Source organism: Microbacterium sp. MPR-TSA4 (genome assembly GCF_058792815.1).
The window spans coordinates 1-18,501 of sequence record NZ_JBXAFF010000048.1; the positions used below are offsets into that span (position 1 = coordinate 1).

Sequence of the window (18,501 nt, forward strand, 5' to 3'; positions counted from 1 at the left end):
GGGCGGCGGGCGAGGCGGCGAGCCGTCCGGCCGCCAGGGGCAGCACGCGGTCGGCGCGGGCGATGGCCGACGGATCGTGGGTCGCGATCAGTACGGCGGTCCCGGCATCCGCGAGCCGCGCGAGGGCGGCGTCGACCAGGCGGCGCGCGTCGGGGTCGAGGCCGCGGGTCGGCTCGTCCACGAGCAGGACGGGGGCGCGGGTCGCCGTCTGGATCGCGAGAGCGAGGCAGCGCCGCTGACCGGCGGACAGGTCACGCGGATGCCGGTGCCACAGCTCTCGCGCCGCCTGCACGCCGCCCTCGTCGTCGCTGCCGCGACCGAGGAGCCCGGCCAACCGGTGGGCGGTCGTGCCGGCCGGCAGGCGCGCCCGCCGGTCGGTGCGCCGACACTCGGCGGCGACGGTGTCGCGCACGAACAGCGCGTCGGAGTCATCGGGGACCAGTCGCACCTCGCGGGCGTGCGCGCCGGTGGCGAGGGCGACGAGCAGGCTCGACTTGCCGGCGCCGTTGGGGCCGACGAGCGCCACGATCTCGCCGGCGTGGAGCGCGATCGGTGCGTCGTCGACGGCGACGCGGTCCGCGTACCGCACGGTGACGCGGGTCGACAGCACCGGTTCCGTGGCGGGAGTCCGGGGGGTCGCCGGGTCGGGCGCCGTCCGCGGCGGTCGGGGACGACCTACCTGCGCGAGCCCCGAACCCGAAAGCTCAGCACCCGCGGTCGCGAGCACCCCGGGCCGCCCGCGGGAACCACCCGCGTCGATGCGCAGCCACGCGTCGGCGACCGCGCCGAACTCGTCGCCGCGGTGCTCGGCGACGACGACGCAGACGCCGGCCTCGTGGGCGAGCGCGCCCAGGAGCGCCACGATGCGGGCGCGGGCGGTGCGGTCGAGGTCGGCGAGCGGCTCGTCGACGAGCAGGAGGACCGGCTGCTCGATGATCGCGGCGGCGATCGCGACGAGCGTCGCCTGCCCCGCCGACAGTGCCCCCAGCTCGCGGTCGAGCAGGTCCACGATCCCGACCCGCACCGCCACCTCGCGGACGCGCTCGTCCACGACGACGGGGGCCACGCCCCGCAGCTCCAGGGCGAGGCCGATCTCGTCCCGCACGCGCGTCGTCGCGAAGGCGGCGCGCGGGCTCTGCAGCACGACGCCGACGACGCGCGACAGATCCCGGGGCGCCGTGGCGCTGCGCTCGTGTCCGGCGACGCGCAGCTCGCCGCGGATCCACCCGCCGTCGACATGGCTGTGCAGGCCGCTCAGCGCCCGCAGCAGGGTCGTCTTGCCCGACCCGGTCGCTCCCGTGAGCACCGTGAGGGCGCGCGGGCGGATGCCGCGCCCCACCGCGTCCGCCACGACGACCGGATCGCCGGCGCCGAACCCGAGCGCGACGTCCTGCCCGGCCACGGGGTGCGCGCAGTCGCCCTCGAGCCCCCGTCCGGCGTAGCCGCGCAGTTCGAGGGCCGCGGCGACGGCGCTCGCACGCTCCAGTGTCGCCTCGAGCACCGGCGCGAGCAGTCGGGCCGAGCCCGCGACGCCGACCCGTTCGCCGCGCAGCCGCGCCGCCCGCCGTGCCGAACGCACCGCGTCGGCGAGCGACGGCAGCGTCGCCCAGCCGATCGACAGCGCCCGGGCGAGGCCCTGGAAGGGGCCGCGCCGGGCGCCGCGGGCGAGCAGGCGCGGCAGGTCGAGCACGGCGCTGAGCAGTCCGAACGCGAGGATCGTCAGCGCGATCGGCAGGGCGCTGACCGCGGCATCCCAGAGCCCTCCCGCCGTCGCGGGGCCGAGCACCTCGACGTGGGCGAGCGGCGGCGCGAGGCGCCACAGGGGCAGCGGCAGCACCACCGGCCCGGCGCCGTCGGCGCCGTGGAAGAGCACCCGGTACCCCACGCGCACCGCGACGAAGCCCACCGCCAGCGCGGCGGCGGCACGCAGGGGGCCGGGGCGGAAGCTCACGCGCCGAGATTACGCGCGTCGGCGCCGCTCAGGCCGCGGGAGCCGCGGGCGCCCCGTCCAGGCTGAAGAGCAGCTCGACGCTCTCACCCGGCTGAGCCGTCAGCGTCGACACGCCCTCCTGGGCGTAGTCCCACGCGCCGCCGGCGGGCTTGGTCCACAGCGCCCAGTACGCGAACGCGGCGGGCATCGACTCGCACTTCTCGACATACGCCGGGTCCTGGGTGGAGCCGACCGGCTCGGATGCCGAGGGCAGCCCGTCGACGCGGCAGATCACCTGGTCGCCGTACTCCTTCGTGCCCTCGATCTCGAGCCCGGCCGCGGCGACGATGTCGGCGACGGCGACCTCGGCGGTGGTCGTGTAGCACCGCGTGTCGGAGGTGCCGCCCGCCAGGGCGGAGGAGTCGACGACGAGCGTGACGCCCTCGGTCCCTTCGCACGCGCCGGCGGTGATCGGCGACGCGGTCGCGTCGGTCGCGGTCGGCGACGCCGCACCGCCGCCCGTCGAGGCGCAGGCCGACAGGCCGAGCGCGAGGGCTCCGGCGGCGAACAGGGCGAGGATGCGGGGGGTCGACGTCACCGTCCCAGCGTAGGGGGAGTCGCCCACCCGTCCCGGCCATATGACGACACCCTCACGACGCCATGGCGATGCCCGCGCGTAGGCTGGCCGGGTGACCGACACCTTCGTCTCCGAGCTGTTCGATCCGACCGCGTGGACGCTAGCGCCCGGCGCGGCCGACTACACCGACATCACGGCGCACGTCTCCGGCGACGGCCGCATCGCGCGCATCGCGTTCGATCGGCCCGAGGTGCGCAACGCCTTCCGGCCGCACACGGTCGACGAGCTGTACCGGGCCCTCGACGTCGCGCGACAGGACCCGCGCATCGGTGTCGTGCTGCTGACGGGCAACGGGCCGAGCCCCAAGGACGGCGGCTGGGCGTTCTGCTCCGGCGGCGACCAGCGCATCCGCGGCCGGGACGGCTACACCTACGCGGCCGACGACGCGACCGCCCCCGACCCGGCCCGCGCCGGCCGGCTGCACATCCTCGAGGTGCAGCGGCTCATCCGTTTCATGCCGAAGGTCGTCATCGCCGTGATCCCCGGGTGGGCCGCCGGCGGCGGGCACTCGCTGCACATCGTCTGCGACCTGTCGATCGCGAGCGCCGAGCACGGCCGGTTCAAGCAGACGGATGCCGATGTGGGCTCGTTCGATGCGGGGTACGGGTCTGCCTACATGGCGCGTCAGGTCGGTCAGAAGCTCGCGCGCGAGGTGTTCTTCCTCGCGGAGGAGTACTCGGCGCAGCGCGCTTACGAGATGGGCGCCGTGAACCGCGTGGTCCCGCACGCGGAGCTCGAGCGCGAGGCGATCGCGATGGCGCGGACGATCCTCGGCAAGTCGCCCACCGCGATCCGCATGCTGAAGTTCGCGTTCAACGCGATCGACGACGGCATGGTCGGCCAGCAGGTGTTCGCGGGCGAGGCCACGCGCCTCGCGTACGGCACCGATGAGGCCGTGGAGGGTCGCGACGCCTTCCTGCAGAAGCGCGACCCCGACTGGTCGCCCTATCCGTACCACTACTGACGCGACGGCGCGGAGGCGACGGTGAAGCTGGAGCGGGTGGATGCCGCCGATGCGCGCGCGGTGCTGCGCGGACTGCGGGGCGCGGTGCTGGGGGCGGGCCCCGCGATCGCCCTCGGCGCGCCGTCCGGTTCCGGAGATGCGCTGCCCGCGGAGGTTCCGGCCGGCACCGCGGTGGTCGTCACGACATCCGGGTCGTCGGGGTACCCCAAGGCGGTCGCGCTCAGCCGTTCCGCGCTGACGGCCTCGGCGCTCGCGACGAGCGCGCGCATCGGCGAGGGGGCGTGGCTGCTCGCGCTGCCGCCGGGCTACATCGCCGGGGTGCAGGTGCTCGTGCGCGCGCTCGTCGCCGGACGCGAGCCCGCCCTCCTGTCGGGGCCGTTCCGCACGGCGGGGTTCGTCGCCGCCGCATCCTCCATGGCATCGAGCCACGGGGGGCGGCCGGTGCCGACGTACACGTCCCTCGTCCCGGCGCAGCTGCAGACCCTCCTCGACGACCCCGATCCGGCCGCCCGCCGCGCACTCGCCGGGTTCTCGGCGGTGCTGGTGGGCGGGCAGGCGCTCGCCCCCGCGCTCGCCGCGCGCGCCGCCGACGCCGGCGTGCGCATCGTGCGCACCTACGGATCGAGCGAGACCGCGGGCGGCTGCGTCTACGACGGCGTGCCGCTCGACGGCGTCGGCGTCCGCATCGACGACGGCGAGGTGCTCCTGTCGGGTCCCACCCTCGCGGACGGCTACCTGGGCGATGCCGCGCGCACCGATGCCGCGTTCTTCCGCGACGCGGCGGGCACCCGCTGGTACCGCACCGGTGACGCCGGCGCGTTCGACGGACGCCTCGCGATCACCGGTCGCCGCGACAACGTCATCATCTCGGGCGGGATCAACGTGGCGCTCGACCGCGTCGAACGGGTGGTGCGGACACTTCCCGGGCTCGTCGACGCCGTCGTGGTCCCGGTGCCCGACGAGAGGTGGGGCGAGGCGTCGGTCGTGGTCGTCGCGGCCGGCGCGGGGGATGCCGATGACGCCCTCCGCGGCATCCGCGCCGCCGTCGAGGCCGAGATCGGTGCGCCCGCACGCCCCCGGGCGGTCGTGCCGGTCGCCGCCATCCCGCTGCTGCCGAGCGGCAAGCCCGATCGCGCCGCCCTCCGCCGGCTCGCGGCGGACGCCGGCGCGTGAGCGCGCCGCGTCGGCATCACAGGGGACTCATGCGTCCGCGGGCATAGGATTCTCGCGTGGCAGGCAGCACCCGCAAGAAGAAGGCCCGTTCGGGACGGCGCTCCGCGGCGCACACGCCGCGCGGCAATCCGCAGAGGGCGCAGCTCTCCGGCGACCCCGCGCACGTCGAGCGCGCCACCGCGCGCGACTGGATCGGCGCGGCGCGCCTGCGCACCCTGCCCCTCGCCGTCTCGCCCGTGCTCATCGGCACCGGCGCGGCGCTCCTCGGCGGGATGCCGCTGCGCTGGGTGGTCGCGCTGTGCTGCCTCGTCGTCGCGGTGTCGATCCAGATCGGCGTCAACTACGCGAACGACTACAGCGACGGCATCCGTGGCACCGACGACCACCGCGTCGGGCCGGCGCGGCTCACCGCGTCGCGCAAGGCGCAGCCGCGCACCGTCCTGATCGTCGCCCTCGTCTTCTTCGGCATCGCGGCGGCCGCCGGTATCGCCCTCATCGTGCGCACGGGGTACTGGTGGATGGCGCTGATCGGCGCCGCGTGCCTGGTGGCGGCCTGGTTCTACACCGGCGGCAAGCGTCCCTACGGGTACGCCGGTCTCGGCGAGCTGTTCGTCTTCGTCTTCTTCGGCCTGGTGGCCACGGTCGGCACCACCTTCGTCCAGGTCGGCACCGTGCCGCAGGAGAGCTGGTTCGGCGGCGTGATCGCCGGGCTCCTCGCCTGCGCCGTGCTCCTGGCCAACAACCTCCGCGACATCGATCAGGACCGCCTCGCCGGAAAGCGCACGCTCACGGTGCGTATCGGGCGCCGGGCGACGCAGATCCTGTTCACGGTGCTGGTGGTCGGCGCCTTCGCGATCGTGGCGTTCCTGGCGGTCTTCTACCCGCTCGCCTGGCTGGCGCTGCTCGCGCTCATCCCCGCGGCCTGCGCCGTCCTGATCGTCTGGACCTATCGCGCGCCGCGGGAGCTGGTCGTGGCGCTCGGGCTGACGTCGCTGACGTCGCTGGCCGTCGCGGCGCTGCTGTTCTGGGCGTTCACGGGCTGACGGCACCGGTCACCCGGCGCCCGCGCTCACTCCGTCGGTGCGGCGGCGGCCTGGTCGGCCGCGGCATCCTCGACGTCTTCGTCGGTCGCGGCGCGGCGCGCGCGACGCTCGGCGAGGCCCGCGGTCAGATCGTCGAGCGGACGGCGCAGGAACAGCACCGACAGGCTCAGGCCGATGAGGGCGGCGAAGATCGCCGACAGCCAGTAGTACTCGCGCATGACCGGGAACAGCATCATGATCCCGAACGGCACCACGAATACCAGGAGACGCAGCACGCTGTAGACGAGGGCCGAACGGACACGCATGCCTCCAGCCTACGCGCGTCGTCCATGCGCCCGTACCCGTGCCCGCGCCCGCCGAGGATGCCGGCGCGCGCCTAGGATGGAGGGGTGGTGCGCATTCTGCTGCCTCTGGCGCTGTTGCTGATCGCCTTCTGGGTGTACAGCATCGTCGACTGCGCCCTGCAGCCGCCGACGCGCCATCGGGGCGTCAGCAAGCCGGTCTGGATCCTGCTCGTGGTGCTGCTGCCCATCATCGGCGGCGTGATGTGGTTCGTGGTCGGTCGCGGCCGTCCCCAGCGGGCGAGCACCTTCCGCGCCCCCGACGACAACCCCGACTTCCTCGGCAGCCTGGGCGCGATCTCGATCGCCGACCAGGACGAGCGCATCCGGCGCCTGGAGGCGGAGCTGGCCGCCCTCGACTCCGAGGGCCCGGAGCCCGACCGCCGGCGCGGCGCCGGCGACGAACCCGCGACCGCCCCGGACGACGACCCCGACGAGAACCGTCGCGGCAGCGCCGCCTGACATGGACGAGAGCCCTCTCGCCGGTCGCGCGCCGGCGACGGATGCCGCCGCGGCGCTCCTCGGGCGCCTCGTCGAGCTCGGCGTGGGGCACGTGGTCGTCAGCCCGGGATCGCGCTCGCAGGCGCTGGCCCTCGTCGCGGCCGAGCTGGAGAGCCGCGGCGCCGTGCGCGTGCACGTGCGCATCGACGAACGGGTCGCCGGCTTCACGGCGCTCGGCGTCGGGCGCGAGTCGGGCATGCCCGCGGTCGTCGTGTGCACCTCCGGCACCGCGGTCGCCAATCTCCTTCCCGCCGCGCTGGAGGCGCACCATGCCGGTGTCCCGCTGATCCTGCTGACGGCCGACCGTCCGCCCGAGCTGCGCGGCGTCGGCGCCAACCAGACCACCCGCCAGCCCGGCATGTTCGCTCCGAACATGCGGCTGGAGGAGGATCTGCCGGTGCCGGACGAGGTGGATGCCGACGGCACCGGGGAGCAGTCCGCCATGCTGCGGCGGGTGGCGGAAGACGCGGTCGCCGCGGCGCTCGGCGCGGGCACCCGTCAGGCCGGGCCCGTGCACCTCAACCTGCCGCTGCGCGACCCGCTGGCCGGCGGCCTGCCGCCGTGGCTCGGCACGCCGGAGCTCGAGCTGGACACCGCGCCCGTCGGGCCCGACGTCGCCGCGGAGGATCCGGTCCAGATCGAGCCGTCGGGCGCGCTGTACCAGGGCGGCGGCGGCATCGGCGAGTCGAACCTGCCGACTGATCCCGACGGCGACCCCCATGTGCTCGTGCGCGGACCGCGCACCGTGGTGATCGCCGGCGCGGATGCCGGGACCGGCGCCGAGGCGCTGGCGCACGCCGGCGGGTGGCCGCTCGTCGCCGAGATCGTCAGCGGGGCGCGGTTCGGCCGCAACCTCGTGCACGGCTACCGCCGCCTGCTCCGCGACCCGGAGCTCGGCGGTCGCATCGAACGCGCCGTCGTGTTCGGGCATCCGACGCTCAGTCGCGAGGTCGTCGCGGTGCTCTCGCGCGACGATGTCGAGGTGCTCGCGGTGCGCGGGCCGGGGGAGCCCCTCAATCTCAACGGGTCGTCGATCGCGGTCGATGCGGTCGTCGCCGCCGTGGGCGACGTCGACCGCGACTGGTTCGGCGCGTGGATGCGGGCGTCGCGCGCGGCATCCGTCGATCTCGCGCCGCCGGCGCCCGACGCCGAGGCCCTGTCGTCGGCCGTTCCCGCCGAACGGCTGGGGGCGATCGCGTCGGAACTGGCGATCGCGCGCAGGCCGATCGACCGGGTCGCGCTGGTCGACGCCGTCTGGCGGGCCACCTGGCCGCACGACCGGCTGCTGTTCGCGTCGTCGCGGCTGGTGCGGGTTGCCGACGAGGTGCTCGGCGGCAAGAAGGTCCCGGTCCACGCCAACCGCGGACTGGCGGGCATCGACGGCACGATCGCCACCGGGACCGGCATCGCCCTCGCGAGTCAGGCGACCGCGGCGGTCGGGGTGACCCGGGTGCTGACGGGAGACCTCGCCTTCCTCCACGACGTGGGCGCGCTGCTGCTGCCGGTCGGTGAGGAGGCCCCGCGCCTCCAGGTGGTCGTCGGCAACGACGGGGGCGGGACGATCTTCGACGGTCTCGAGGTCGCGTCGGTGGCTGCGCCGTCCGCGATGGAGCGGGTGCTCTACACGCCGCAGGACGTCGACGTCGCCGCGCTCGCCGCGGCCTACGGCTGGGATTACCTCCGCGCCGCGACGCGGACCGAGCTGGATCAGGCGCTCACCGCCCGCGTGGCCGGCCGTCAGATCGTCGAGGTCGCGCTCGATCGCTGAGCCCTGGCCGAAACCCCGGGGTCGCGCCATGATGTGGTGATGACCGCGAGAAGCCAGAAGCACTGGAGCGCCGACCCCGCCGACATCCTCCGCGCCGACCTCGGATTCCGCCTCGCCGACCTCGACCCGTCCTCGACGCCGGGGTACGAGGAGGGCAAGAACAGCGGCCGGTCGGACCTCGACGCGGGCGCCGACGAGCTGGACGAGCTGCAGGAGCGCCTGTACGCGCAGAGCCGCATCCAGGAGGACGCCCCCGCCGTGCTCCTCGTGCTCCAGGCGATGGACTCCGCCGGCAAGGGCGGCATCGTCCGCCACGTCGTCGGCTCGGTGGACCCGCAGGGCATCGCGCTCGCCGCCTTCAAGAAGCCCACGCCGGAGGAGCTCGCGCACGACTTCCTGTGGCGCATCGACAAGCGCGTGCCGGCGCCGGGCCTCATCGGCGTCTTCGACCGCTCCCACTACGAGGACGTCCTCATCGGGCGGGTGCGTGCGCTGGCCCCGGCCGAGGAGATCGAGCGCCGCTACGGGGCGATCGTCGACTTCGAGAAGGTCCTCACCGATCGCGGCATCCGCCTCGTGAAGGTGATGCTGCACATCTCCGCCGACGAGCAGAAGGAGCGGCTGCGGGAGCGGCTGGACCGTCCCGACAAGCACTGGAAGTACAACCCCGGCGACGTCGACGAGCGGCAGCGCTGGGACGAATACATGGCGGCTTACCAGACGGTCTTCGAGCGGACGTCCACGCCGAACGCCCCGTGGCACGTCGTGCCCGCGAACCGCAAGTGGTACGCGCGCCTCGCCGTCCAGGCGCTCCTGCTCGACGCCCTCGAGGACGTCGATCCGCAGTGGCCCGCGGCGGACTTCGACGTGGAGGCCGAGAAGGTCCGCCTCGCCGCGACCTGAGCCCGCGGCGCCCGGTCGTTGAGCGCGGCGCGCAGCGCCGAGGCGAAACGCCCTACGCCAGCGCGTCGACGATCGGCCGGAACTTCACGCGGGTCTCCAGCATCTCGGCCTCGGGGTCGCTGCCCGCGACGATCCCCGCGCCCGCGTGGGCGCGGAACGGGATGCCGCCGGCATCCGTCGCCGCGAGGTCGAACTGCGCCCCGCGCAGCGCGATGGCCCACTCCCCGTCGCCGTGGGCGTCGACCCACCCGACCGGGCCCGCGTACCGCCCGCGGTCGAACGGCTCGATGCGGCGGATGGCCGCGAGCGCCGCGGCCGTCGGTGTTCCGGCGACGGCCGCCGTGGGATGCAGCACGCCCAGCAGATCGAGCGCCGACGTCTCGGGCGAGGTGGTCGCCTCGACGTCGGTGGCGAGGTGCCAGACGTTGGGCAGGGCGAGGGTGAAGGGCTGTTCGGCGGCGGCCAGCGCGCTCGTGTGCGGGGTGAGCGCGTCGACGAGGCTGCGGACGGCGTACTGATGCTCCGCCAGATCCTTCGCGCTGGTGGCGAGCCGCAGAGCCGCCTCGCGATCGGCATCCGGACCCGAACCGCGCGCCACCGTGCCGGCGAGCACGCGCGCGGTGACCTGGCCCCCGGAGACCGTCACGAGCGTCTCGGGGCTGGCTCCGATGAGACCGTCGACCGCGTAGACCCAGGTGTCGGGGTAGGCCGAGGCGAGGGAGCGCACCAGCCGGCGCAGGTCGGCGTCGGCCGGCACCGTGCCCGCCAGCTCGCGGGCGAGGACGACTTTGCTGACCTCGCCCGAGGCGATCGCCGCGAGGCCCGCGCGCACCGCGTCCTGGTAGCCCTCGGGGGTGAGCGCGCCGGGGCCGACCGCGGCCGACCAGTGCGGTCCGTAGCCGATGGCGCGAGGCTCGTCGGGTTCGGGGGCGCCCTCCTCGGGCAGCACCCACGACGCCCACGTGCGCCCGTCGCGCGAGCCCACGGTCAGCAGCGGCACGGTGAGGACGGCCGACGAGGCCGACTGCGTGTCGAAGGGGAGTGCGCCGAAGGCGATCAGCCCCGTTCCCGGCGCCCGGACGTGGTCGTCGACCACCGCCGCCGCCGCGACCTCGCGCCAGCGGTCGGCGAGGGTCGCGGCATCCGTCGCCGAGGCCGTGAGCGTCAGGGCGGAGCCGACACCGACCAGCCACGAGCCGCGCCGGGTCCACACCAGCGGATCGGCCGGGTCGGCGTACTCGAGCGGGTCGTCGATGGGGGCGATCTCGCGGGTCACGATGCGCAGACGGGGCGGACGGGACGGCGCGGAACTCACCCGTTCAGCCTAATCCGCCGCGTCCGCGCCGGCCGCGGCGACGGTGGCGGCCGGTTAGGCTCGCGACCATGACCGCTCGCCCCGCGCCCGGCACCCCGCTCGTCTTCCGCTGGCGCAAGTGGGACGGCGGCCCGCATTGGGAGCACGAGTGCGTGTTCCTCGGCAGCGACGAGCACGGCGACTGGGTCGGCCAGCGTGACGGCTGGCGCAGCGCGCGCCCCGGCGTCGACACGGTCAGCCTCGGCGACAACGTGACGCTCGTCCCGCCGAGCGGCGAGTACGCGGCGACCCTCAACGCGACCCACCCGCGCATCGCGATCTACATCGACATCGCGTGGGATCTGCGATGGGATGCCGCGGCCGACGCCGACGGCATCCCGACGCCGACGGGCATCGACATGGACCTCGACGTCGTGCGCGCCCGCGACGGCCGGGGCATCTGGATCGACGACCGCGACGAGTGGGACGAGCACCGCGTCCGCTATGGATACCCGCGGGAGATCGTCGACCGCCTGGAGGACGTCGCGGTCGCGCTCGAGGCCGACGTCCGCGCGGAGCGGGCACCGTACGACGGCGCCACCGCCGCGCGCTGGCTGGCGGTGCTCGACGCGGTCGCGCCCGGCGGGGGCGCACCGTGGGCCGGGACCCGCGCCTAGGATCGAAGGGTGAGTGAGCACCGCGCCGACCTGGGCAAGGATCCGTCCCGCGTGAGCGGCATGTTCGACGAGGTCGCGGCGGGGTACGACCGCACGAACACGGTCCTCAGCCTCGGCAACGACCGCCTCTGGCGTATCGCCACGACGCGCGCCATCGCGCCGCGCCCGGGCCAGCGCATCCTCGATCTGGCTGCGGGGACGGGCGCCAGTTCCGTGGCGATCGCCCGCAGCGGCGCCGAGGTCGTGGCCGGGGACTTCTCTCCCGGCATGATCGCCGAGGGTCGTCGCCGGCACGGCCACGTCCCGAACGTCACGTTCGTGGAGGCCGACGCGATGGCGTTGCCCTTCGCCGACGACGAGTTCGACGTCGTGACGATCTCGTTCGGGTTGCGCAACGTCAACGACCCCAAGAAGGCGCTCGCAGAGATGCTGCGCGTGACCGCGCCCGGGGGCAGGCTCGTCGTCTGCGAGTTCTCGCACCCGCAGAACGCGGCCTTCGCGGGCCTGTACCGCTTCTACAACGACCGGATCCTCCCGACCGTCGCCCGCACGGTGAGCTCCAACGCCGACGCGTACGACTACCTCAACGAGTCGATCAAGGACTGGCCCGACCAGGTGACCCTGTCGTCGTGGATCCGGGATGCCGGGTGGACCCGCGTCGCGCACCGCGATCTCACCTTCGGCATCGTGGCTCTGCACCGCGCGGTGAAGCCGCTGGTCTGAGCCCGCGGCGGGCGGGACCTGACGGCCGCGGGTAGGCTGGGATGGTGACTCCGAGCCCTTCCGCTGCCGGCGCGCGACTGACGGCCAATCTCGGCCTGACCGAGCGCGTGCTCGCCGGTCCCCGGATGCGCAAGCTCCTCGCGGTCGTCGAAGACGGCCTCGACCGCGTCGAGGACACCCTCGCCCGCGAACTGCGTGTGAGCGATGCGCTCGCTGACGCCACGACCCGCTACCTCTACGAGGCGGGCGGCAAGCGGGTGCGGCCCATGCTGACGCTGCTGACCGCGCAGCTCGGCGAGGGCACGACCGAGCAGGTCGTGACCGGTGCGACCGCGCTCGAGATGACGCATCTGGGCTCGCTCTACCACGACGACGTCATGGACGGCGCGGACGTGCGCCGCGGCGTTCCCAGCGCCCACGCGGTGTGGGGCAACAACGTCGCGATCCTCACCGGCGACCTCATGTTCTCGCGCGCCAGTCAGCTGATGGCGCAGATCGGCGAGCGGGCGATCCGCCTGCAGGCCGACACGTTCGAGCGTCTCGTGCTCGGTCAGATGCACGAGACCGTCGGCGCGCAGGCGGGCGAGGATCCGGTCGACTTCTACCTCCAGGTGCTGGCCGACAAGACGGGCTCGCTGATCGCGGCATCCGCCCAGGCCGGCATCCTGTTCTCGGATGCTCCGTCCGAGTACCGCCGGCCCGCGCTGGAGTACGGCGAGAAGGTGGGCGTCGCCTTCCAGCTGCTCGACGACGTCATCGACCTCTCCGACGATCCGGCACAGACCGGCAAGGTCCCCGGCACCGACCTGCGCGCCGGCGTTCCGACGATGCCGTATCTGCTGCTCGGACGCGCCTCCGACCCGGCGTCGCGCGCGCTGAAGGCGACGATCGACGACGGCGTGGCCCGCATCGCCGACGGCGCCGATCCGGCGATCCTCGACGAGGCGATGGAGCAGCTGCGCACCCACGCGGTCACGGAGGCGACCCGGGCGAAGGCGTACGAATGGGCGGATGCCGCGATCGAGGCGATCGACCCGCTCCCGGCCGGCCCCGTCCGCGACGCGCTCGTCAAACTCGCCCACGTCATCGTCGACCGCTCCAGCTGATCGCGTGTCGGCGCGGGCCGGCCGGCCCGGGCTCAACGACCGCAAGAACACGAAGGAAACACCCATGACCAAGCTGAGGCTGGCCATCGTCGGCGCGGGTCCTGCCGGCATCTACGCGGCGGACATCCTGCTGAAGGCGGAGCGCAAGTTCGACGTCTCGATCGACCTGTTCGACCACCTCCCGGCCCCGTACGGGCTCGTCCGCTACGGCGTGGCGCCCGACCACCCCCGCATCAAGGGCATCATCACGGCCCTGCGCGACGTGCTCGACCGCGGCGACATCCGCATCTTCGGCAATGTCCGCTTCGGCGAGGACATCACCCTCGACGACCTCAAGCAGCACTACAACGCCGTCATCTTCGCGACCGGCGCGATCAAGGACGCCGAGCTCGACATCCCGGGCATCGACGCCGTCGGCTCGTTCGGCGCGGCCGACTTCGTCAGCTGGTACGACGGCCACCCCGACTTCCCGCGCGAATGGCCGCTGGATGCGGCATCCGTCGCCGTCATCGGCAACGGCAACGTCGCGCTCGACGTCGCCCGCGTGCTCGCCAAGCACGCCGAGGACCTCCTGGTCACCGAGATCCCCGCGAACGTGCACGCCGGGCTCGAGGCGTCGCAGGTCACCGACGTGCACGTGTTCGGCCGCCGCGGCCCGGCGCAGGTGAAGTTCACCCCGCTCGAGCTGCGCGAGCTCGGTGAGCTGCGCGATGTCGACATGGTCGTCTACGACGAGGACTTCGACTACGACGAGGCCTCGCGCGCCGCGGTCGCGAGCAACAAGCAGGTCATGGTCATCGACCGCGTGCTGCAGTCGTGGCGTCAGCGCCCGGGCGTGAACAACGCCGGTGGTGAGGCGTCGCGCCGGCTGCACCTGCACTTCTGGGCCAAGCCGGTCGAGGTCAAGACCGACGACACCGGGCGCGTGGCGGCCCTCGTCTACGAGCGCACCCGTCCCGATGCGGAGGGCGGCGTCGTCGGCACCGGCGAGCTGCGCGAGGTGCCGATCCAGCAGCTCTACCGTGCCGTCGGGTACTTCGGCTCCCCGCTTCCCGGCGTCCCGTTCGACAAGAAGCACGGCGTGATCCCCAACCACGAGGGCCAGGTGCTGCACAAGGACTCCAACGAGCGGGTCCCCGGTGTGTACGCCACGGGCTGGATCAAGCGTGGTCCGGTGGGACTGATCGGCCACACCAAGTCCGACGCGATGGAGACGATCAGCCACCTCATCAACGACCAGGCGTCGTGGTGGCAGCCGGCCGATCCCTCCGCCGAGGCGATCCCGGCGCTGCTGGAGTCGCGCGGGGTCGCGTGGACGGATCTCGACGGCTGGCACCGCCTGGACGAGCACGAGGTCGCCCTCGGGGCGGCCGAGGACCGCGCCCGCATCAAGGTCGTCGACCGCGACGAGATGGTCCGGGTCTCCCGCGGCGAGTAAGCCGTCGGTTCGGGAGGAGATTTCGCGTCGGGAGGTCGGTGTCGCGGCATCCGTCCTCCGGAACGGAAATCTCCTCCGTGGGCGCGCACGGGTCGGCCTGCTTCGGCTCCTCCCCAGCGGGGCGAAAGCGACAGGTTGTACACGGATGCCGCGGCGTGCGGGGTCGCCGGATGCGCCGCGGGTCACGATGTCGCACATGGATGCCGCGACGTGGGCCCGAGAGCGCTGGGGCGTGGTCCGCAGCGACCGGATCGGGCGAGCCGGATACGGGCGCGGTGCGCTCGACCGTGCGGTGGCGCGGCGGGAGCTGGTGCGCGTGGCCCGCGGCTGGCTGGCCGTAACGGATGCCGACCCGCACCTGATCGCGGCGGCACGGTCGGGCGTGGTGATCTCGTGCGTGACGCAGGCGCGCCGGCGCGGGTGGTGGGTGCGCGACGACGACACGCGGGTCCACGTCGCCGCTCACGCGCACGCGGGGAGGGCGCCGACGGCCACCGCGGTCGTGCACTGGGCGCGGCCGGTGGTTCCGCGGCATCCGGATGCCCTGGTCGATGCCCCCGAGAACGTGCTCGCTGCTGTCGCCGCGTGCCAGCCGTTCGAGGTCGCGTTGGCGGTGTGGGAGTCGGCGCTGCGGAATGCGGAGATGGATGCCGCGGCGCTCGCGCGGCTTCGTCTTCCGGCCTGTGCGCGCCGCGTGCTCGCCGCGGCGGAGGTCTGGTCCGACTCGGGGCTCGAGACCTTCGTCGTGCCCCGGCTGCGGTGGATGCGTCTGCCGCTGCGGCGCCAGATCTGGATCGCCGGCCACCGCGTCGATCTGCTCATCGGTGAGCGGCTCGTCCTGCAGATCGACGGCGGCCATCATGTCGGGCCGCAACGGCTCCACCTTGCACGATGAACCGCTCGGGAGGAGATTTCGCGTCGGGAGGTCGTCTTCGCGGCATCCGTCCTCCCGAGGAGAAATCTCCTCCGCTCGCGCCGGCGAGGCCGGCATCCGTGCCGCGCACGGGTCCCGCCGATAGGCTGGCGGCATGGCGGGCGGGTGGGGCGCAGACATCCTCGGGCCGGGCTTCGAACAGCTCACGCTCGAGCTCGAGGCGGACGCCGGTCCTGCCACCCTCGTGCGCTCCCTCCCGCGGATGCCGTGGCTGCGCGCCCTGAACGGCGTCGACGTGCTGTACGTGCACGGGTGGTCGGACTACTTCTTCCAGACCGGGCTGGCCCGGCTGTGGACGGGCCTCGGCGCCCGGTTCTACGCGCTGGATCTGCACGGCTACGGGCGCAGCCTGCGCCCCGGCCAGACCCCCGGCTACGTCGCCGCCCTCGAGGACTACGACGGCGACATCGCGGCGGCGCTGGCCGCGATGGGACACGACGGCGCGAGCCGGCGACGGCTCGTGCTCCTGGGACATTCCACGGGCGGGCTGACGCTCAGCCTGTGGGCGGCGCGGCATCCGGGCGTCGCGAGCGCCGTCGTGCTCAACAGTCCGTGGCTCGAGCTGCAGACCGGCACGATCGGGCGTCAGGCGATCGCCCCGCTCATCGAGATGCGCGCGCGCTTCGACCCGCTCGGGGCGCACCCGGTCGTCGACCTCGGCTTCTACACCCGCGCGCAGCGCGAGCTCGGCACCCTGCCCGACAGCCCTGAGGGGTGGCGGCCCGAGCGGGGCTTCCCGACCCATCCGGGCTGGCTGGCCGCGGTCATGCGTGGCCACGCCACGGTCGCCGCGGGCGTGACGATCGACGCGCCCGTGCTCACGATGCTCTCGACCGGGTCGACCTCGCCCGTGCTGTGGAGCGCGCAGATGACCTCGACCGACAGTGTGCTCGTCGTCGACGACATCGCCCGCGCCGCGACGCGGTTGGGTCCGCTGGTGACGGTCGCGCGCATCGACGGCGCGATCCACGACGTTTTCCTGTCGGCCCCCGGCCCGAGGGATGCCGCGTACGCCGCGCTCCGGCGCTGGCTCCTGTCCGGCGCGATCTCCTGATCAGGCCGTCGGCGAGGGCGCCGGTGAGGGCGTGGGTGTGACGGCGGGCCGACCGAACACGCCCCCTCGGCTACACATACGTCGACCGTAATGCAACCCCTCCGGGGCTGTTTCCGCGGCGTGCGAGGATGTCGCTGCGGATATCCCATCCGATCGGGCCTCGGCTCCGAACACCAGGTAGCCACGCCCCATCCGAAGGAGAGCTCTGCCCGTGAGAGAAGCGACGACCGCGCCACTGGCCGACCTGACCGCCTACCGCAACGTCACCGACCTCCTCGTCCGCCGCGTCGCGGAGGCACCCGACCACGTCGCGTTCGACGTGCGCAGCGCCGGCGCGAGCTGGCGCGGTGTCCGCACCGCCGCCTTCGCCGACGAGGTGCGCGCCGTGGCCAAGGGGCTGCTCGCCGGAGGGCTCCAGGCGGGGGATGCCGTGGCGATCATGGCTCCGACCCGGTACGAGTGGGCGGTCGCCGACCTCGCGGTCTGGTTCGCGGGCGGCGTCGTCGTGCCCGTCTACGACTCCTCGGCGCCGAGCCAGGTGGCAGCGATCGTCGACGACGCGCAGGTGCGCGTCGCCTTCTGCGGAGACGCGCGTTCCCGCGCCGCGCTGGAGCAGGCCGGCCTCGCGACGGTGATCTCGCTGGCCGACGGCCTGCCCGCGCTCATCGCGAGCGGGGCCGGCATCGGCGACGACGCGCTGGAGCGGGCCCGGACGCAGGCCGGACCCGGATCGCCCGCGACGATCGTCTACACCTCCGGCACCAGCGGCACGCCGAAGGGCGTCGTGCTCACCCACGAGAACTTCCTGGGGCAGGTGCTCAACATCGCGGCCGCCTACTCCGACATCGTGCGTGCCGACGGCAGCACCGTGATCTTCCTCCCGCTGGCGCACGTGCTCGCCCGCGGGCTGCAGCTGATCTGCCTGGCGAGCGGCATGCGCATCGCCCACCTCTCCGAGCCGTCGGAGGTCGTCGCGTCGCTGTCGGTCCTGCGCCCGACCTTCCTGGTCGTGGTCCCGCGCATCCTGGAGAAGATCGCCGCGGCTGCCGGTTCCAAGGCCGCCGAGAAGCGTCTGGGCGGCGTGTGGTCCGCGGCGGCGCGGACCGCCGTGGAGGCCGCACGCCGGGAGGAGCGGATCGACGACGGCGAGGTCCCGGCATCCTCGTGGAGCCTCTCGCTGCGTCGGCGCCTGTTCGACGCGCTGTTCTACCGTCGTATCCGCGCGCTCATGGGCGGGCGGATCCGTTACGTCCTCTCCGGAGGCGCCACCCTGCCGTCGCGGCTGTCGCTGCTGTTCCGGGGGATGGGCATCCCCGTCATCGAGGGCTACGGCCTGACCGAGACGACGGCGCCGCTCACCGGCAACCTCCCGGGGCGCATCCGCTCCGGGACGGTGGGCGTGCCGCTACCCGGCTCGACCGTGCGCATCTCCGACGACGGCGAAGTGCTCGCCAAGGGCGTCGGCGTGTTCTCCGGCTACCGCAACCCGGACGATGACCGCGAGGCGTTCGTGGACGGCTTCTTCCGCACCGGCGATCTCGGCACGCTCGACGAGCGCGGCCGGCTGGTGCTGCAGGGCCGGGTGAAGGATGTCGTGACCACCTCCGGCGGCAAGACCGTCGCGCCCGCGCGCTGGGAGGCGGCGATCGAGGAGCACCCGCTCATCTCGTCCGCGGTCACCGTGGGGGAGGGGCGGCCCTACCTGACCGCGCTGATCGTGCTCGATCAGGACGCCGTGACCTCGGCCCACGACGGCCGCAGCGTCGCCCTCGACGACCCCGATCTGCGGGCGGCCGTGCAGCGCGCCGTCGACGATGCGAACACGCTGGTCTCGCGCAGCGAGCAGGTGCGCCGCTTCGCGCTCGTGTTCGCGGATGCCGAGGACCGCGAGATCGTCACGCCCACCCTCAAGATCCGTCGGCGCGAGCTGCTGAACCGCGAGTCGCGCACGATCGACGCCCTCTACAGCTGACCGCTCCGACCCCGTTCCCCCGTCCCACCCGCCCGACTCGTCC

17 protein-coding genes are annotated in these 18,501 nt (G+C 73.9%); 13 read left to right on the forward strand and 4 right to left on the reverse strand.

The window, feature by feature from the left end; translation table 11 throughout:
• On the reverse strand, positions 1–1,951 hold a 1,951-nt coding region (locus AC1Q49_RS14045; RefSeq protein WP_492492899.1), incomplete at its 3' end, for an ATP-binding cassette domain-containing protein.
• A gap of 28 nt (positions 1,952–1,979) precedes the next feature.
• The gene (locus AC1Q49_RS14050) at positions 1,980–2,528 is read right to left on the reverse strand and encodes a hypothetical protein (protein WP_061782299.1); all 549 of its coding nucleotides are present in this window, start codon (positions 2,526–2,528) and stop codon (positions 1,980–1,982) included.
• Between the two features lie 91 nt (positions 2,529–2,619).
• Here AC1Q49_RS14050 and AC1Q49_RS14055 point away from each other — a divergent pair, with 91 nt between their 5' ends.
• The 3 genes from AC1Q49_RS14055 to AC1Q49_RS14065 are packed head-to-tail and all read left to right on the forward strand — an operon-like array spanning position 2,620 to position 5,747.
• Positions 2,620–3,531 (forward strand): 1,4-dihydroxy-2-naphthoyl-CoA synthase, encoded by a 912-nt coding sequence (locus AC1Q49_RS14055; protein ID WP_492492901.1) that lies wholly within the window; start codon positions 2,620–2,622, stop codon positions 3,529–3,531.
• Positions 3,532–3,552: 21 nt separating this feature from the next.
• Complete coding sequence (locus tag AC1Q49_RS14060) at positions 3,553–4,704, forward strand: AMP-binding protein (protein ID WP_492492903.1); 1,152 nt, start codon at positions 3,553–3,555, stop codon at positions 4,702–4,704.
• A 56-nt stretch (positions 4,705–4,760) separates the two neighbouring features.
• Positions 4,761–5,747 carry a 1,4-dihydroxy-2-naphthoate polyprenyltransferase gene (locus AC1Q49_RS14065; protein WP_101305637.1) on the forward strand — a complete coding sequence of 329 codons (987 nt, stop codon included), beginning with the start codon at positions 4,761–4,763 and terminating at the stop codon, positions 5,745–5,747.
• 26 nt (positions 5,748–5,773) lie between these two features.
• On the opposite strand, the gene AC1Q49_RS14070 is transcribed toward AC1Q49_RS14065, so the two are convergent.
• The gene (locus AC1Q49_RS14070) at positions 5,774–6,052 is read right to left on the reverse strand and encodes a DUF4229 domain-containing protein (protein ID WP_101305638.1); all 279 of its coding nucleotides are present in this window, start codon (positions 6,050–6,052) and stop codon (positions 5,774–5,776) included.
• A gap of 84 nt (positions 6,053–6,136) precedes the next feature.
• Between AC1Q49_RS14070 and AC1Q49_RS14075 the strand changes: the two genes are divergently transcribed.
• The 3 genes from AC1Q49_RS14075 to AC1Q49_RS14085 are packed head-to-tail and all read left to right on the forward strand — an operon-like array spanning position 6,137 to position 9,260.
• Positions 6,137–6,550 (forward strand): PLD nuclease N-terminal domain-containing protein, encoded by a 414-nt coding sequence (locus AC1Q49_RS14075; protein ID WP_061782303.1) that lies wholly within the window; start codon positions 6,137–6,139, stop codon positions 6,548–6,550.
• A 1-nt stretch (position 6,551) separates the two neighbouring features.
• Positions 6,552–8,357 carry a 2-succinyl-5-enolpyruvyl-6-hydroxy-3-cyclohexene-1-carboxylic-acid synthase gene (gene menD / locus AC1Q49_RS14080; protein WP_492492907.1) on the forward strand — a complete coding sequence of 602 codons (1,806 nt, stop codon included), beginning with the start codon at positions 6,552–6,554 and terminating at the stop codon, positions 8,355–8,357.
• Between the two features lie 39 nt (positions 8,358–8,396).
• Complete coding sequence (locus AC1Q49_RS14085; protein WP_492492909.1) at positions 8,397–9,260, forward strand: polyphosphate kinase 2 family protein; 864 nt, start codon at positions 8,397–8,399, stop codon at positions 9,258–9,260.
• 52 nt (positions 9,261–9,312) lie between these two features.
• Here the strand turns inward: AC1Q49_RS14085 and AC1Q49_RS14090 are convergent, their stop codons facing one another.
• Positions 9,313–10,575: an isochorismate synthase gene (locus tag AC1Q49_RS14090; RefSeq protein ID WP_061782305.1), complete on the reverse strand. Its 1,263-nt coding sequence runs from the start codon at positions 10,573–10,575 to the stop codon at positions 9,313–9,315.
• 68 nt (positions 10,576–10,643) lie between these two features.
• On the opposite strand from AC1Q49_RS14090, the gene AC1Q49_RS14095 reads away from it, so the two are divergent.
• The 7 genes from AC1Q49_RS14095 to AC1Q49_RS14125 all read left to right on the forward strand — a co-directional run bounded on the left by AC1Q49_RS14095 (position 10,644) and on the right by AC1Q49_RS14125 (position 18,458).
• Complete coding sequence (locus tag AC1Q49_RS14095; protein ID WP_101305641.1) at positions 10,644–11,231, forward strand: DUF402 domain-containing protein; 588 nt, start codon at positions 10,644–10,646, stop codon at positions 11,229–11,231.
• Between the two features lie 9 nt (positions 11,232–11,240).
• Complete coding sequence (locus tag AC1Q49_RS14100) at positions 11,241–11,954, forward strand: demethylmenaquinone methyltransferase (RefSeq protein ID WP_060960366.1); 714 nt, start codon at positions 11,241–11,243, stop codon at positions 11,952–11,954.
• 44 nt (positions 11,955–11,998) lie between these two features.
• The gene (locus tag AC1Q49_RS14105) at positions 11,999–13,060 is read left to right on the forward strand and encodes a polyprenyl synthetase family protein (RefSeq protein ID WP_082734227.1); all 1,062 of its coding nucleotides are present in this window, start codon (positions 11,999–12,001) and stop codon (positions 13,058–13,060) included.
• 64 nt (positions 13,061–13,124) lie between these two features.
• A complete protein-coding gene (locus tag AC1Q49_RS14110) occupies positions 13,125–14,498 on the forward strand; it encodes an FAD-dependent oxidoreductase (RefSeq protein ID WP_205282346.1) in 1,374 nt (457 codons plus the stop codon).
• A 196-nt stretch (positions 14,499–14,694) separates the two neighbouring features.
• Complete coding sequence (locus AC1Q49_RS14115; protein ID WP_492492913.1) at positions 14,695–15,393, forward strand: DNA/RNA helicase; 699 nt, start codon at positions 14,695–14,697, stop codon at positions 15,391–15,393.
• A gap of 133 nt (positions 15,394–15,526) precedes the next feature.
• Entirely contained in the window at positions 15,527–16,486 is a 960-nt protein-coding gene (locus AC1Q49_RS14120; RefSeq protein ID WP_060960370.1) for an alpha/beta hydrolase, read from the forward strand.
• A gap of 211 nt (positions 16,487–16,697) precedes the next feature.
• The gene (locus AC1Q49_RS14125; protein ID WP_492492916.1) at positions 16,698–18,458 is read left to right on the forward strand and encodes an AMP-dependent synthetase/ligase; all 1,761 of its coding nucleotides are present in this window, start codon (positions 16,698–16,700) and stop codon (positions 18,456–18,458) included.
• The last annotated feature ends 43 nt before the right edge of the window (positions 18,459–18,501 follow it).